This is a genomic window from Streptomyces montanisoli, from assembly GCF_017813245.1.
In the GTDB taxonomy this organism is placed as follows: Bacteria; Actinomycetota; Actinomycetes; order Streptomycetales; family Streptomycetaceae; genus Streptomyces; species Streptomyces montanisoli.
The window spans coordinates 1-12,757 of sequence record NZ_JAGIQL010000040.1 but is presented as its reverse complement, the minus strand read 5'-3'; the positions used below and the strand labels follow the sequence as shown (position 1 = coordinate 12,757).

The following is a 12,757-nucleotide window of genomic DNA, read 5'->3' as shown; positions in this document are numbered from 1 at the left end:
CCCTGATGAGGCAGTCTTGTCCCGTGCCTGTACCCGCGAACGAACCCCACCCGCACGCAGCCACCCTGCGCCGCCTCGAACAGTCGTCGGGGCGGCTCGCCGCGAACGCCATCGCCCTCATGGACGAGACGCTGCCGTGGTACCGCGCGATGCCACCGGAGAACCGTTCGTGGATCGGCCTCGTGGCGCAGGCGGGCATCGCCGCGTTCACCGAGTGGTTCCGGCGCCCCGAGACGCCGCAGGCGATCTCGACCGACGTCTTCGGCACCGCGCCGCGCGAACTGACCAGGGCGATCACGCTGCGGCAGACGGTGGAGATGGTGCGCACCACCATCGAGGTCGTGGAGTCGGCCGTGGAGGAGATCGCCGCGCCGGGCGACGAGTCCGTGCTGCGCGAGGCGCTGCTGCTGTACGCGCGCGAGATCGCCTTCGCCACCGCGCAGGTGTACGCGCAGGCCGCGGAGGCGCGGGGCGCGTGGGACGCCCGTCTTGAGTCCCTCGTGGTGAACGCGGTGCTCTCCGGCGAGGCGGACGAGGGCGCGGTCTCGCGTGCCGCGGCGCTCGGCTGGAACTCCCCCGACCACGTGTGCGTGCTGCTCGGCACGGCGCCCGAGGGCGACAGCGAGCTGACGGTCGAGGCGATCAGGCGCGCCGCACGGCACGCGAAGCTCCAGGTGCTGACCGGCGTGCTCGGCAACCGGCTCGTGGTGATCGCCGGCGGCTCCGACAACCCGCTGCAGGTGGCGAAGTCGCTGATCGGCCCGTACGCGGCGGGCCCCGTCGTCGCGGGGCCCGTGGTGCCCGACCTGCAGGCGGCGACGCGGTCGGCGCAGGCGGCCGCCGCCGGGCTCAAGGCGTGCATGGCGTGGCAGGACGCGCCGCGCCCGGTGCTCGCGGACGATCTCCTGCCCGAGCGCGCGATCGCCGCCGATCCGGCCGCGCGCGAGCAGCTGGTGGAGGAGATCTACAGACCGCTCGAAGAGGCGGGTTCCGCGCTGCTGGAGACGCTGAGCGTCTACCTGGAGCAGGCGAGCAGCCTGGAGGGCGCGGCACGCATGCTGTTTGTGCACCCCAACACCGTGCGCTACCGGCTGCGCCGTGTGACGGACGTCACCGGATGGTCGCCTTCCGACGTGCGATCCGCCTTCACGCTGCGGATCGCGCTGATCCTCGGGCGACTCGCGGACGCCGACGTACAGTTCTGAGATTGTAAGTTCTCCACAATTCCCCTTGCGGTTCTTCGTCCCTGTCCCCACGGGCCCAATGGACCGCCGACAAGAGAGAGTGGAAGCGTGCTCGTACTCGTCGCTCCCGGCCAAGGCGCCCAGACGCCCGGCTTCCTGACCCCCTGGCTCGACCTCCCCGGCGCGGAGGAGAAGCTGCGGCAGTGGTCGGCCCTCATCGATCTCGACCTCGTGCGCTACGGCACCGAGGCCGACGAGGCGGAGATCCGCGACACGGCGGTGGCCCAGCCGCTGCTGGTCGCCTCCGCGCTGCTGTCCGCGCGGCAGCTGTTCCCCTCGACGGGCGAGCTCACCGCGGCCGTCGGAGCCGTCGCGGGCCACAGCGTCGGCGAGCTCGCCGCCGCCGCGCTGGCCGGGGTCCTGACCGACGAGGAGGCGCTGCGCCTGGTGCGCACCCGCGGCCTCGCGATGGCCGAGGCGTCCGCCGTCACGAAGACGGGCATGGCGGCCCTGCTCGGCGGCGACCGCGACACGTCCATCGCGCACCTCGAACGGCTCGGCCTGACGCCCGCCAACGTGAACGGCAGGACGCAGATCGTGGCGGCCGGCACCATGGAGCAGCTCGAAGCGCTCGCCGAGGACAAGCCCGAGGGCGTGCGCCGCGTCGTCCCCCTCAAGGTGGCCGGCGCCTTCCACACCCACCACATGGCCCCCGCGGTCGACGCCCTCGAAGCGGCGACGAAGGAGCTCGCGCCCCGCGACCCGGCCCTGCCGTACGTCTCGAACAGGGACGGGCAGGCGGTCGCCACGGGCGCCGACGTGCTCGCCCGCCTGGTGGGCCAGGTCGCCAACCCGGTGCGGTGGGACCTGTGCATGGAGACCTTCCAGTCCCTGGGCGCCACCGCCCTGGTGGAGCTGTGCCCGGGCGGTACGCTCACCGGCCTGGCCAAGCGCGACCTGCCCGGAGCCGGGACACTCGCGCTCAAGACCCCCGATCAGCTCGACGCGGCCCGCGCGCTGGTTTCCGAGCAGTCCTCCACGGCCGGATGAAGGAGCCCTCGATCATGTCGAAGATCAGCCCCAGCAAGGGTGCGCCGTACGCGCGCATCATGGGCGTAGGCGGCTACCGCCCCACCCGTGTCGTCCCCAACGAGGTGATCCTCGAGACGATCGACTCGTCCGACGAGTGGATCCGCTCACGCTCCGGCATCGCGTCGCGCCACTGGGCGTCCCCGGAGGAGACGGTCGCGGCGATGTCCATAGAGGCGGCCGGGAAGGCCATCGCCGACGCGGGCGTGACGCCCGAGCAGATCGACGCCGTGATCGTCTCGACGGTGTCGCACTTCAAGCAGACCCCGGCCATCGCGACGGAGATCGCGCACGGGATCGGCGCGGGCAAGCCGGCCGCGTTCGACATCTCCGCGGGCTGCGCCGGCTTCGGCTACGGCCTCACGCTGGCCAAGGGCATGATCGTGGACGGCTCCGCCGGCCATGTCCTGGTCATCGGCGTGGAGCGGCTGTCCGACCTGACGGACCTCACCGACCGTGCGACCGCCTTCCTGTTCGGCGACGGCGCGGGCGCCGTGGTCGTCGGCCCGGCGAAGGAGCCGATGATGGGCCCCACCGTCTGGGGCTCCGAGGGCGACAAGGCCCAGACGATCCGCCAGACGGAGCCGTGGACGGCCTACCGCGACGGCGGCAGGCCCGAGAAGTTCCCCGCCATCGCACAGGAGGGCCAGTCCGTCTTCCGCTGGGCCGTCTTCGAGATGGCCAAGGTCGCCCAGCAGGCCCTCGACGCGGCGGGCATCGGCCCCGCCGACCTGGACGTCTTCATCCCGCACCAGGCGAACATGCGGATCATCGACTCGATGGTGAAGACCCTCAAACTGCCGGAGAGCGTCACGGTCGCGCGTGACGTGGAGACCACCGGCAACACCTCGGCCGCCTCGATCCCGCTCGCCATGGAGCGGCTCCTCGCGACCGGGAAAGCGAAGAGCGGCGACACCGCCCTCGTCATCGGCTTCGGGGCGGGTCTGGTGTACGCCGCGACGGTCGTTACCCTCCCCTAGGCGAGTTCCCCGCAGGCCACCGGCCGAGGGAACGGGCACGAAGCAGAACCCCACCACTATCGAAGGAGCGCCAGACATGGCCGCCACTCAGGAAGAGATCGTTGCCGGTCTCGCGGAGATCGTGAACGAGATCGCCGGTATCCCGGTCGAGGACGTCCAGCTGGACAAGTCCTTCACCGACGACCTGGACGTGGACTCGCTGTCCATGGTCGAGGTCGTCGTCGCCGCCGAGGAGCGCTTCGACGTCAAGATCCCGGACGACGACGTCAAGGAGCTCAAGACGGTCGGCGACGCCGCCGACTACATCGCCAAGCACCAGTCCTGACGCACCGCGCGGCAGGACTGATCGGATCGCACGGCTGAGGCCACCCGGTGGTGGCGCCGTATGAATTCAACCTTCTGAACGTGGAGACAGGAATTCCAGTGAGCTCGACCAATCGCACTGTGGTCGTCACCGGTATCGGCGCAACCACACCACTGGGTGGCGACACCGCGTCCACCTGGGAGGGCCTGCTCGCGGGCCGCTCCGGCGTACGCACGCTCGAGGGCGAGCGCTACGCGGACCTGCCGGTACGTTTCGCCGCCTCGGCGGCCGTCGATCCGAGCGAGGTCCTGGCCAGGCCCCTCGCGCGCAAGCTCGACCGCTCGGCGCAGTTCGCGCTCGTCGCGGCCCGTGAGGCGTGGGCCGACGCCGGTTTCACGGCGAAGGCCGGCGACGACGCGGCGGTGGACCCCGACCGGCTCGGCGCCGTCGTGGCGTCAGGCATCGGGGGCATCACCTCGCTGCTCGACCAGTACGACTCGCTGCGCGAGAAGGGGCCGCGCAAGGTGTCCCCGCACACCGTGCCGATGATGATGCCGAACGGCCCTGCGGCCAACGTCAGCATTGAGGTGGGCGCCAGGGCCGGGTCCCACACCCCGGTGTCCGCCTGCGCCTCCGGCGCCGAGGCGATCGGGTACGCGGTCGAGATGATCCGCACCGGCCGCGCCGACGTCGTCATCGCGGGCGGCACGGAGGCGACGATCCACCCGCTGCCGATCGCCGCGTTCGCCAACATGATGGCGATGTCGAAGGAGAACGACGCGCCGGAGAAGGCGTCGCGCCCCTTCGACAAGTCCCGCAACGGCTTCGTCATGGGCGAGGGCGCGGGCCTGATCGTGCTGGAGACCGCGGAGCACGCCGCCGCGCGCGGCGCCCGCGTCTACTGCGAGGTGCTCGGCCAGGGCATCTCCTCGGACGCGTACCACATCACGGCGCCCGAGCCGACGGGCGACGGCATCGCGGCGGCGCTGCGCCACCTGCTGGAGAACACCGGGCTCAAGCCGTCCGAGGTCGTGCACGTCAACGCGCACGCGACCTCGACGCCGCTCGGCGACCTCGGCGAGATCAAGGCGCTGCGCCAGGTGTTCGGGGACGACCTCGACCATGTGGCCATCTCCGCCACGAAGTCGATGACGGGCCACCTGCTGGGCGGCGCGGGCGGCATCGAGACGGTCGCCACGATCCTCGCCCTGCACCACCGGATGGCGCCGCCGACCATCAACGTCAACGAGCTGGACGACGAGGTCGACGCGGACATCGTGCGCGACGAGCCGAGGCCGCTGCCCGAGGGCACGATCTCGGCGGTCAACGACTCGTTCGGCTTCGGCGGGCACAACGTGGTGCTGGCGCTGCGCACGCTCTGACGGCCCGCGCGCCCGCACACCAGGGCCCCGCCTCCCGCGTGGAGGCGGGGCCCTGCGCGCTGCGGTGACGTACGGGCGGGCCGGTCACCGGCCGTTCTCAGTCGCCGAAGCTGGCGAAGTAGCCGGCCGCCATGTCCTCGTCGCCGTGGCCCGACGCCTCGGCGCGGCGGAACCGCTCGGCGCCCGCCTCCGCGACGTCCATCCGCACGCCGGCCGCCTGCGCGGCGGCGAGGATCAGGCGGGTGTCCTTGGCCGCGTTGGAGAGCGCGAAGCTGGGCGCGAAGTCGTCCCTGGCGATGGCGTCGGCCTTGAGGTGCACGTAGCCGCAGTCCATGAGGCCGCCCTCGATGGTGTCGAGGAACGACTGCGGGTCGATGCCGAGCCCCTTGGCGAGGGCGACGGACTCGCCGGTGGCGTGCGTCAGCGCGAGCGTCCAGTTGTTGCAGACGAGCTTGAGGCGGGTCGCCGCCGCCGTGGAGCCGTCGTCGCCCGCCCACACCGTGCGCTGCCCGATCGCGTCGTGCACGGAGACGAGCGCCTCGCGCGCACGGTCGGGTCCCGCGGCGAGGTTCGTGAGCTTGCCCGCCTCGGCCGGCGCCTTCGTGCCGAGGACCGGGCCGTCGACGAAGACGAGCCCGTGCTCGGCGCCGAACGCGGCGAGCCTCGGCACGTCGTCCACGCCGACCGTCGTGGACTGGAGCCAGACGGCGCCGCTCGTGAGGCCGGGCGCCGCTTCGCGCATGGTTTCGAGGACGGCGGCGCCGTCGAAGAGCATGGTGATGACGGTGGAGGCTCCGGTGACAGCCTCGGCCGGGGTGCCGAAGACCTGGGCCCCGTCGGCGGCGAGTGGCTCGGCCTTGGCGCGGGTGCGGTTCCACACGCGCAGGGTGTGGCCCGTCCGCAGCAGGTTGCGGGCCATGGCGGCCCCCATGATTCCGGTGCCGAGCAGGGCGACGCTCTTGTGATCAGCCATGGCCCCACGGTACGGCGCGGCGCCGCGCGGTCGCCTTCCGGCGGGGCGTGCCGGTCAGACGACCTGGTGGAGCCAGCGCACCGGCGCGCCCTCGCCGGCGTAGCGGAAGGGTTCGAGCTCGTCGTCCCACGGCTTGCCGAGCAGCCTCGCGATCTCGTCCCGCAGCGCGCTCTCGTCGCGCCCGGAGCGGCCGAGTGCGGCCCGCAGCCGGTCCTCGGGCACCAGGATGTCGCCGTTCATCCCAGTGACGGCGTGGAAGATGCCGAGGTCGGGGGTGGCGCTGTAGCGCTCGCCCTCGGCCGCGTGGCTCGGCTCGGCGGTGACCTCGAATCTGAGCATCTGCCAGCCGCGCAGCGCCGAGGCGAGTTCGGACGCCGTGCCGGCCTGCCCCTTCCAGGAGAACTCGGCCCGCAAGGTGCCCGGGGCCGCCGGCTGCCTGATCCAGTCGAGCTGGACGCGGACACCGAGCACGCCGCCGACCGCCCACTCGACGTGCGGGCACATCGCGCGCGGTGCGGAGTGCACGTACAGGACTCCACGTGTCGTCACCGGGACCTCCAGTCTGGGACGAGGTTCGCCTTCCCAGCGGCCTCAGAGGCTGCTGTCCTACCCCCTGCGGGGCCGGACAACTGCCTCTCAGTAAACATCATCGAAAGCAGAACTCCGCAAATGGGACAGCATGTGACGTGATGCAACCTACCGGAGCCGCGGTCCGCCGAGTGCCGCTGGTTCGACGTGGAAAAGTTACCGCGCGAAGGGGCTGTGAGGGTGACGTACCGTCGGTCCGGTGCCCGATTCACGCGAAGCTTTCACTCGCCCGTGCGGGGCTGGGAGTGCGCATAGGCCAGTGGCGGTTTCACCTGGCCAACAACCGGGAAGAGCGGTGTTTCCATGAGGTGTCGAGGCATGCGACGGGGTAGGCGTACGGCGGCGCGCGGTGCGGGCGCCGCGGTCGCCGTGGCGGCGCTGCTCGCGGCCGGCGGCTGCGGCTCCCCGCACCACGGCCAGGACGCGCGCGGGACCTCACACACCCCGTCCGCGTCCCCGTCCTCCCCGTCCCCTTCGCCGAGGCGCACCGAGGCGGCGGCTTCCACCTGGGACCGCGACCCGGCATCCGTCGCGGCGGTCGGAGACTCCATCACCCGCGGGTTCGACGCGTGCGGGCTGCTGCGTGACTGCCCGTCGATGTCGTGGGCCACGGGGACGGACCCCTCGGTGGACAGCCTCGCGCTGCGGCTGCTCGGCCCCGGGCACCTCCGTGGCCACAGCTGGAACGCGGCGCGCTCCGGCGCCACGATGGCCGCGCTGCCGGCCCAGATGGCGCGGGTCGCGGTGCACAGGCCGGGTCTCGTGACGGTGGCGGCCGGCGCGAACGACGCGTGCCGCGACTCGGTGGACGGTATGACGTCCGTCGCGTCGTTCCGTACGTCGTTCGAGGCGGCGATGCGCAAGCTGCGCGCGGTGTCGCCGTCGTCCCAGGTGTACGTGTCGAGCGTGCCCGACCTGCGCCGGCTGTGGGCCACGGGCCGCGGCAACCCACTGGGGCGCGAGGTGTGGAAGCTCGGGATCTGCGCGTCGATGCTCGGGAACGCGCAGAGCGACGACGCGGCGGCCAGGCAGCGCAGGCAGACGGTGTACGACCGGATCGTGGCGTACAACGGCGTGCTGCGCGACGTGTGCGCGCGGGATCGGCGGTGCCGCTACGACGGGGGCGCGGTGTTCGGCTACCACTTCTCGGCGGCGCTGCTCAGCCCCTTCGACTTCTTCCATCCGAGCAAACAGGGGCAGGCCACGCTGGCGCGCATCGCGTACGCCCGTGTCACGGAGGCGGATCCGACCACGTAGGCTGCCCGATCGTGACGAGTGTGGAGCGGGAAGCGGCGGGCGCGGTGCCCGGGGGCGGCGACGTGGAGTGCTGGACGCTGGAGCGTGGCGGTACGCGCGTGCGGCTGCTGACGTACGGCGCGATCGTGCAGTCGGTCGAGGTGCCCGACCGGTCGGGTGACGTGGCGGACGTGGTGCTCGGGCTCGGTTCCGCCGCCGAGTACGCGGCGTGCCCCAAGCCGTACTTGGGCGCGGTGGTCGGGCGGTACGCGAACCGGATCGCGGGCGCCTCGTTCACGCTCGACGGCGTCGGGTACGACCTGCCGGCCAACGACGGCCCCAACTGCCTGCACGGCGGCCCCGAGGGGTTCGACCGCCGGGTGTGGCGGGCGGAGCGTGTGCCGGACGGCGTGCGGATGTCGCGGGTCAGCGAGGCGGGCGAGCAGGGCTTCCCCGGACGCCTCGACGTGGCGGTGACGTACACGCTGGACGAGGCGGGCGCCCTCACCCTTCGCTACGACGCGGTGGCGGACGCCCCGACGCCGGTGAACCTGACGAACCACACGTACTGGAACCTGAACGGCGCGAAGTCGGGACCCGCCGTCGGCCGCCACACGCTGCGGCTCGGCGCCTCCCGCATGACCCCGGTGGACGCGGCACGCATCCCGACGGGCGGGACGGCGCCGGTGGCCGGCACGCACCACGACTTCCGCGAGCCGCGCGAGCTCGACGGCGACCACGACCACAACTTCGCGCTGGACGGCGGCGGCCCCGCGGCGGAGCTGTACGCGCGGGAGACGGGCAGGCTGCTGACGATCACGACGACGGAGCCCGGCATCCAGCTGTACACGTCGGACGGCTTCGCCCCGCCGGTGCCTTACGCGCCGGGCTCGGGCGTCGCGTTGGAGACGCAGGGCTTCCCCGACGCACCGAACCGGCCCGAGTTCCCCTCCACGATCCTGCGCCCGGGCGAGCGCCACGCCTCGACGACGACGTACGCCTTCACGACGCGCTGAGCCCCGCGGGGCCGGGCTCGCCGCCGCGCAGCAGGGTCAGGAAGTGGCGGAAGACCACCGGCATGTCGACGGCCTCCGGGTCGAGCAGCCACTGGTACTGCAGGCCGTCCATCACCGCCGTGAGGAGCGGGGCCGCCTGCTCGGGCGTCAGGCCGCCGGGCAGGCGCTCGCCGAACTCGTCACGGAGCGACTCCGCCATGTCGGCGCGCACCTGGCCGTAGCGGTGGGTGAAGAACTCCCGCGCCGGGTGGTCCTCCGTCACACTCTCGCCGAGCAGCGCGGAGAACGTCTGCACGATGCCGGGGCGCATGGCGTTGTAGTCGACGAGTGACGCCAGCAGTTCGAGGCGCCAGCCCTCGCCGCGGCGTGCGCCACCGCCGGTGTCCCACTGGTCGCGCTCGTCGAGGACCGCGACGAGCAGCGCCTCTTTCGTGGGGAAGTGGTGCAGCAGGCCCTGCTGGGTGAGGCCGACGCGCTCGGCGACCGCCCCCAGCGTGGTGCCGCGGTAGCCGCGTTCCGCGATCACCTCGATCGTGGCGCGCAGGATCTCCGCCCGCCGCTCCTCGCTCCTGGCTCTCGCCACCATCCGCCTCGGCCCTCCGGTCGGTCCCTGGTCGGCTCCTGGGCAAGGACCGTACGCCATACGACCGGCCGTAATATTACAAAATAATAACGAGACCTACTCGACTACAAGTCGGTGGCTCAGTATGTAACGGTCAGCTCGGCACTCCTCACCCACCCGGCATCCGGAGGTACGGCCTTGACCGGCGCATCCACCACACCCGCGGACGACGCGCGGGAGGCGAGCGTCGAGGCGGCGCTCGCCGCGCTCGACCTCGACGCGAAGACCCGGCTGCTCGCGGGGCAGGACCAGTGGTCGCTGCCCGCGCTGCCCGAGATCGGGCTGCCGTCGCTGGTCATGTCCGACGGGCCCGTCGGCGTCCGCGGCGTGCGCTGGACGCCTGACGACCCGTCCGCCGCGCTGCCGTCGCCGACCGCGCTCGCCGCGAGCTGGGACCCGGCGCTCGCGCGGCGCGCGGGGCGGCTGCTCGCGCAGGAGGCGCGCCGCAAGGGCGTGCACGTGCTGCTGGCGCCGACGGTCAACCTGCACCGCTCGCCGCTCGGCGGCCGCCACTTCGAGGCGTACAGCGAGGACCCTTACCTGACCGGGGAGATCGGCACCGGGTACGTGCGGGGCGTGCAGGACGGCGGCGTCGGTACGACGGTCAAGCACTTCGTGGCCAACGACGCGGAGACCGACCGCTTCACCGTCGACAACGTGGTGTCGCGGCGCGCGCTGCGCGAGCTGTACCTCGCGCCGTTCGAGGCCATCGTCACGAACGCGCGCCCGTGGGGCGTGATGGCCGCGTACAACACCGTCAACGGCTCGTCGATGACCGAGAACCGGCGCCTCCAGCTGGAGGTCCTGCGCGGCGAGTGGGGCTTCGACGGGGCCATCGTCTCCGACTGGCTCGCCGCGCGCTCGACCGTCGGCGCCGCACTCGGCGGCCTCGACATCGCCATGCCGGGGCCCGTGACGGTGTACGGCGAGAAGCTGGCCGCGGCCGTGCGGGCGGGCGAGGTCGAGGAGTCGGCGGTGGACGCGGCGGCGCGCAACGTGCTGCGGCTCGCCGCGCGCGTCGGCATACTGCCGGGCGTGGCCGGCGCCGGCGACGAGCCGCGGGCCTCGGTGGACGGCGAGGCGGTGGACGGCGAGGCGGTGGACGGCGACGCGGTGACGCGCGAGATCGCGCGCCGCTCGTTCGTCCTCCTGCGCAACGAGGCACGCGACGGGCACCCCGCGCTGCCCATCGACCCGGCGCGCACGCCGAAGGTCGCGCTGATCGGCGCGGCCGCGCGGGACGCCCGCATCCTCGGCGGCGGCTCGGCGACGGTCTTCCCCGCGCATGTCGTCGCGCCCCTCGACGGGCTGTCGTCCGCGCTGCCCGAAGGGTCGCTGACGTACGCGGTCGGCGCCGACCCGAACACCGAACTGTCCGTGGCGGGAGGCGACTTCGAGCTGGCGGCCACGGCGCGCGCGGCGGACGGGCGGGTGCTCGCCACCGTCCCGCTGCCCGACGGGCGGGTGCAGTGGGTCGGCAGCGACCTGCCGGACGGCGTCGACTACGACGAGCTGGCCGTCGTCGAGGTCGCCGGCACGTTCACGGCGCGCGACAGCGGCGAGCACGCGTTCGGCACGCGCGGCCTCGGCGGCTTCACGCTCACCGTGGACGGCACCGTGCTGTACGAGGGCCGCCAGGAGCCGGCCGAGTCGAGCGACCCGTTCGAGGCGTTCTTCGGGGTGCCGACCGAGCGTGGCCGCGTACGGCTCGAATCGGGCAGCACGGTGGAGGTCTCGCTGCGCGTCACGGTCTTCAAGGTCACCGACGCGCCGATGAACGCGATCGGCTTCTCCCTGCTGCATCTCGGCCCGCAGCGCGACCCGGACGAGATGATCGCGGAGGCCGCGCTGACGGCGGCGGCCGCCGACACGGCGGTCGTGGTGGTCGCCACCACGGAGCGCGTCGAGTCCGAGGGCTTCGACCGTCGCGACCTGCGGCTGCCGGGCCGCCAGGACGACCTGGTGCGGGCGGTCGCGGCGGCCAATCCGCACACGTTGGTCGTCGTCAACACCGGCTCCCCGGTGGAGATGGACTGGCGCGACGACGTCGCGGCGGTGCTGCTGAGCTGGTTCCCGGGCCAGCAGGGCGGCGCGGCGCTCGCGGACGTCCTGCTGGGCGCCGAGGAGCCCGGCGGACGGCTGCCCACCACCTGGCCGGCCGCACTGGCCGACGCACCGGTCGTGAACACTACCCCGAGCGAGGGACAACTCCGCTACGAGGAGGGTGTGTTCATCGGCTACCGCGCGTGGGAGAAGGCGGGCACGGCGCCCGCGTACGCGTTCGGCCACGGGCTCGGCTACACCGAGTGGCACTACGAGACGGTGGACGCCTCGCAGGCCGAGGCCCGCGTACGCCTGCGCAACGCGGGCGCCAGGCACGGCCGCGAGGTCGTGCAGCTCTACGTGGCGCCCCAGGACGCCCCGTCGGACGCCCCGGAGCGCCCGGCCAGGTGGCTGGCCGGCTTCGCCACGGTGGAGGCGGCGCCGGGCGAGACGGTGGAGGTCGCGATCCCGCTGCGGCGGCGGGCCTTCGAGATCTGGGACGAGACGGCGGATTCCTGGTCGCTGATCGAGGGCAGGTATGAGATCCAGGTGGCGCACTCCCTCGCGGACGTGCGCCTGAGCGCCCCACTGACGGTGGAGCGCTGACCCCTCAGCCGTACGGCCCCGAGGCGGCCCCTGACACCGCCCCGGGGCCGTACGTCCCCGCGTGCGGCGCGCCGCGCCGCCATCCGCGTCACGTCGAGCGGTCCGGCGCGCCCGCGCACGTGCGCCCGCCACGCCGCCCTGGCTCAGGGCCTGGCACGGGGTCATGGCTGACCGGGACCCGCGCGGTGGCGGTGCCCGCCAGACCGCCTCGCGTCGCACGCGGCCGGCCAGGCCGCACAGTCGCCTGGTGCGGAGCCGCGCCGAACTGCGGGGCCCGTGCCGGGCCGCGCCCCCGGCTACCGGCGTGGTGCCGGTACCCACCTGCTCCACCACGCCGCCCGACGGGGCGACGAGGGTCAGGGAGCGGCGCGCCCGCCACGCCGTCTCGCGCCCGGCAGCGGCGCGCCGCGCAGACGCAACACGCGGCGTCGCCATGCACGTTGCGTCGCGGGTCGGCGACCGGCCGTGCTGCCCTGGCCGGGGGTCATGGCTGACCGGTAGCGGCGAGATGGCGGTGACCACCGTCGCCCGGGTCCGGCGCCATGCCGGTAGCCGTCCGCACCGACCCCGCCGACTCGGCGTCCGGCGTGGCCGGTTCAGGCCCACGGCACGGGGCACGCGCTTGCCGCCGCCGGGTGCAGAGTCGTGCCGGGCTGCCGTCACCCGGCTACCGGCGCCGCGCCGGACGCGGCCGGTCAGGCCCGCGGCGCGGGCGCCCCGTCGCCCGGGCCTGC

At 73.4% G+C, this 12,757-nt stretch carries 11 protein-coding genes; 8 read left to right on the top strand and 3 right to left on the bottom strand.

Features of this window, described 5'->3' with window-relative positions:
- The first annotated feature begins 5 nt into the window (after window positions 1–5).
- The 5 genes from JFN87_RS12695 to fabF all read left to right on the top strand — a co-directional run bounded on the left by JFN87_RS12695 (window position 6) and on the right by fabF (window position 4,939).
- Window positions 6–1,205 (top strand): PucR family transcriptional regulator, encoded by a 1,200-nt coding sequence (locus tag JFN87_RS12695; protein ID WP_209340117.1) that lies wholly within the window; start codon window positions 6–8, stop codon window positions 1,203–1,205.
- Window positions 1,206–1,292: 87 nt separating this feature from the next.
- Window positions 1,293–2,234: an ACP S-malonyltransferase gene (locus JFN87_RS12690; RefSeq protein WP_209340116.1), complete on the top strand. Its 942-nt coding sequence runs from the start codon at window positions 1,293–1,295 to the stop codon at window positions 2,232–2,234.
- A 14-nt stretch (window positions 2,235–2,248) separates the two neighbouring features.
- Window positions 2,249–3,253, top strand: a complete 1,005-nt coding sequence (locus JFN87_RS12685) for a ketoacyl-ACP synthase III (RefSeq protein ID WP_209340115.1) — start codon at window positions 2,249–2,251, stop codon at window positions 3,251–3,253.
- Window positions 3,254–3,329: 76 nt separating this feature from the next.
- Window positions 3,330–3,578 (top strand): acyl carrier protein, encoded by a 249-nt coding sequence (locus JFN87_RS12680; RefSeq protein WP_209340114.1) that lies wholly within the window; start codon window positions 3,330–3,332, stop codon window positions 3,576–3,578.
- A 98-nt stretch (window positions 3,579–3,676) separates the two neighbouring features.
- Entirely contained in the window at window positions 3,677–4,939 is a 1,263-nt protein-coding gene (fabF, locus tag JFN87_RS12675; RefSeq protein ID WP_209340113.1) for a beta-ketoacyl-ACP synthase II, read from the top strand.
- 97 nt (window positions 4,940–5,036) lie between these two features.
- Here fabF and JFN87_RS12670 read toward each other — a convergent pair whose 3' ends face one another.
- Complete coding sequence (locus JFN87_RS12670) at window positions 5,037–5,912, bottom strand: NAD(P)-dependent oxidoreductase (protein WP_209340112.1); 876 nt, start codon at window positions 5,910–5,912, stop codon at window positions 5,037–5,039.
- Window positions 5,913–5,966: 54 nt separating this feature from the next.
- On the bottom strand, window positions 5,967–6,461 hold the full coding sequence (locus tag JFN87_RS12665) for a DUF3145 domain-containing protein (RefSeq protein ID WP_209340111.1): 495 nt from the start codon (window positions 6,459–6,461) through the stop codon (window positions 5,967–5,969).
- Between the two features lie 357 nt (window positions 6,462–6,818).
- On the opposite strand from JFN87_RS12665, the gene JFN87_RS12660 reads away from it, so the two are divergent.
- The gene (locus JFN87_RS12660; RefSeq protein WP_209340110.1) at window positions 6,819–7,757 is read left to right on the top strand and encodes a GDSL-type esterase/lipase family protein; all 939 of its coding nucleotides are present in this window, start codon (window positions 6,819–6,821) and stop codon (window positions 7,755–7,757) included.
- A 20-nt stretch (window positions 7,758–7,777) separates the two neighbouring features.
- A complete protein-coding gene (locus JFN87_RS12655; RefSeq protein WP_372449223.1) occupies window positions 7,778–8,752 on the top strand; it encodes an aldose epimerase family protein in 975 nt (324 codons plus the stop codon).
- On the opposite strand, the gene JFN87_RS12650 is transcribed toward JFN87_RS12655, so the two are convergent.
- On the bottom strand, window positions 8,739–9,335 hold the full coding sequence (locus JFN87_RS12650; protein WP_209340146.1) for a TetR/AcrR family transcriptional regulator: 597 nt from the start codon (window positions 9,333–9,335) through the stop codon (window positions 8,739–8,741). The two genes, JFN87_RS12655 and JFN87_RS12650, sit on opposite strands and share 14 nt — an antisense overlap.
- 177 nt (window positions 9,336–9,512) lie before the next feature.
- Here JFN87_RS12650 and JFN87_RS12645 point away from each other — a divergent pair, with 177 nt between their 5' ends.
- Window positions 9,513–12,023: a beta-glucosidase family protein gene (locus tag JFN87_RS12645; RefSeq protein WP_209340109.1), complete on the top strand. Its 2,511-nt coding sequence runs from the start codon at window positions 9,513–9,515 to the stop codon at window positions 12,021–12,023.
- The last annotated feature ends 734 nt before the right edge of the window (window positions 12,024–12,757 follow it).

Excerpts from the sequence above, each read along its gene's own strand:
- JFN87_RS12680 (WP_209340114.1), top strand. The coding sequence starts at position 3,330 with ATGGCCGCCACTCAGGAAGAGATCGTTGCCGGTCTCGCGGAGATCGTG.
- JFN87_RS12695 (WP_209340117.1), top strand. The coding sequence starts at position 6 with ATGAGGCAGTCTTGTCCCGTGCCTGTACCCGCGAACGAACCCCACCCG.
- JFN87_RS12670 (WP_209340112.1), bottom strand. The coding sequence starts at position 5,912 with ATGGCTGATCACAAGAGCGTCGCCCTGCTCGGCACCGGAATCATGGGG.
- JFN87_RS12660 (WP_209340110.1), top strand. The coding sequence starts at position 6,819 with ATGCGACGGGGTAGGCGTACGGCGGCGCGCGGTGCGGGCGCCGCGGTC.
- JFN87_RS12685 (WP_209340115.1), top strand. The coding sequence starts at position 2,249 with ATGTCGAAGATCAGCCCCAGCAAGGGTGCGCCGTACGCGCGCATCATG.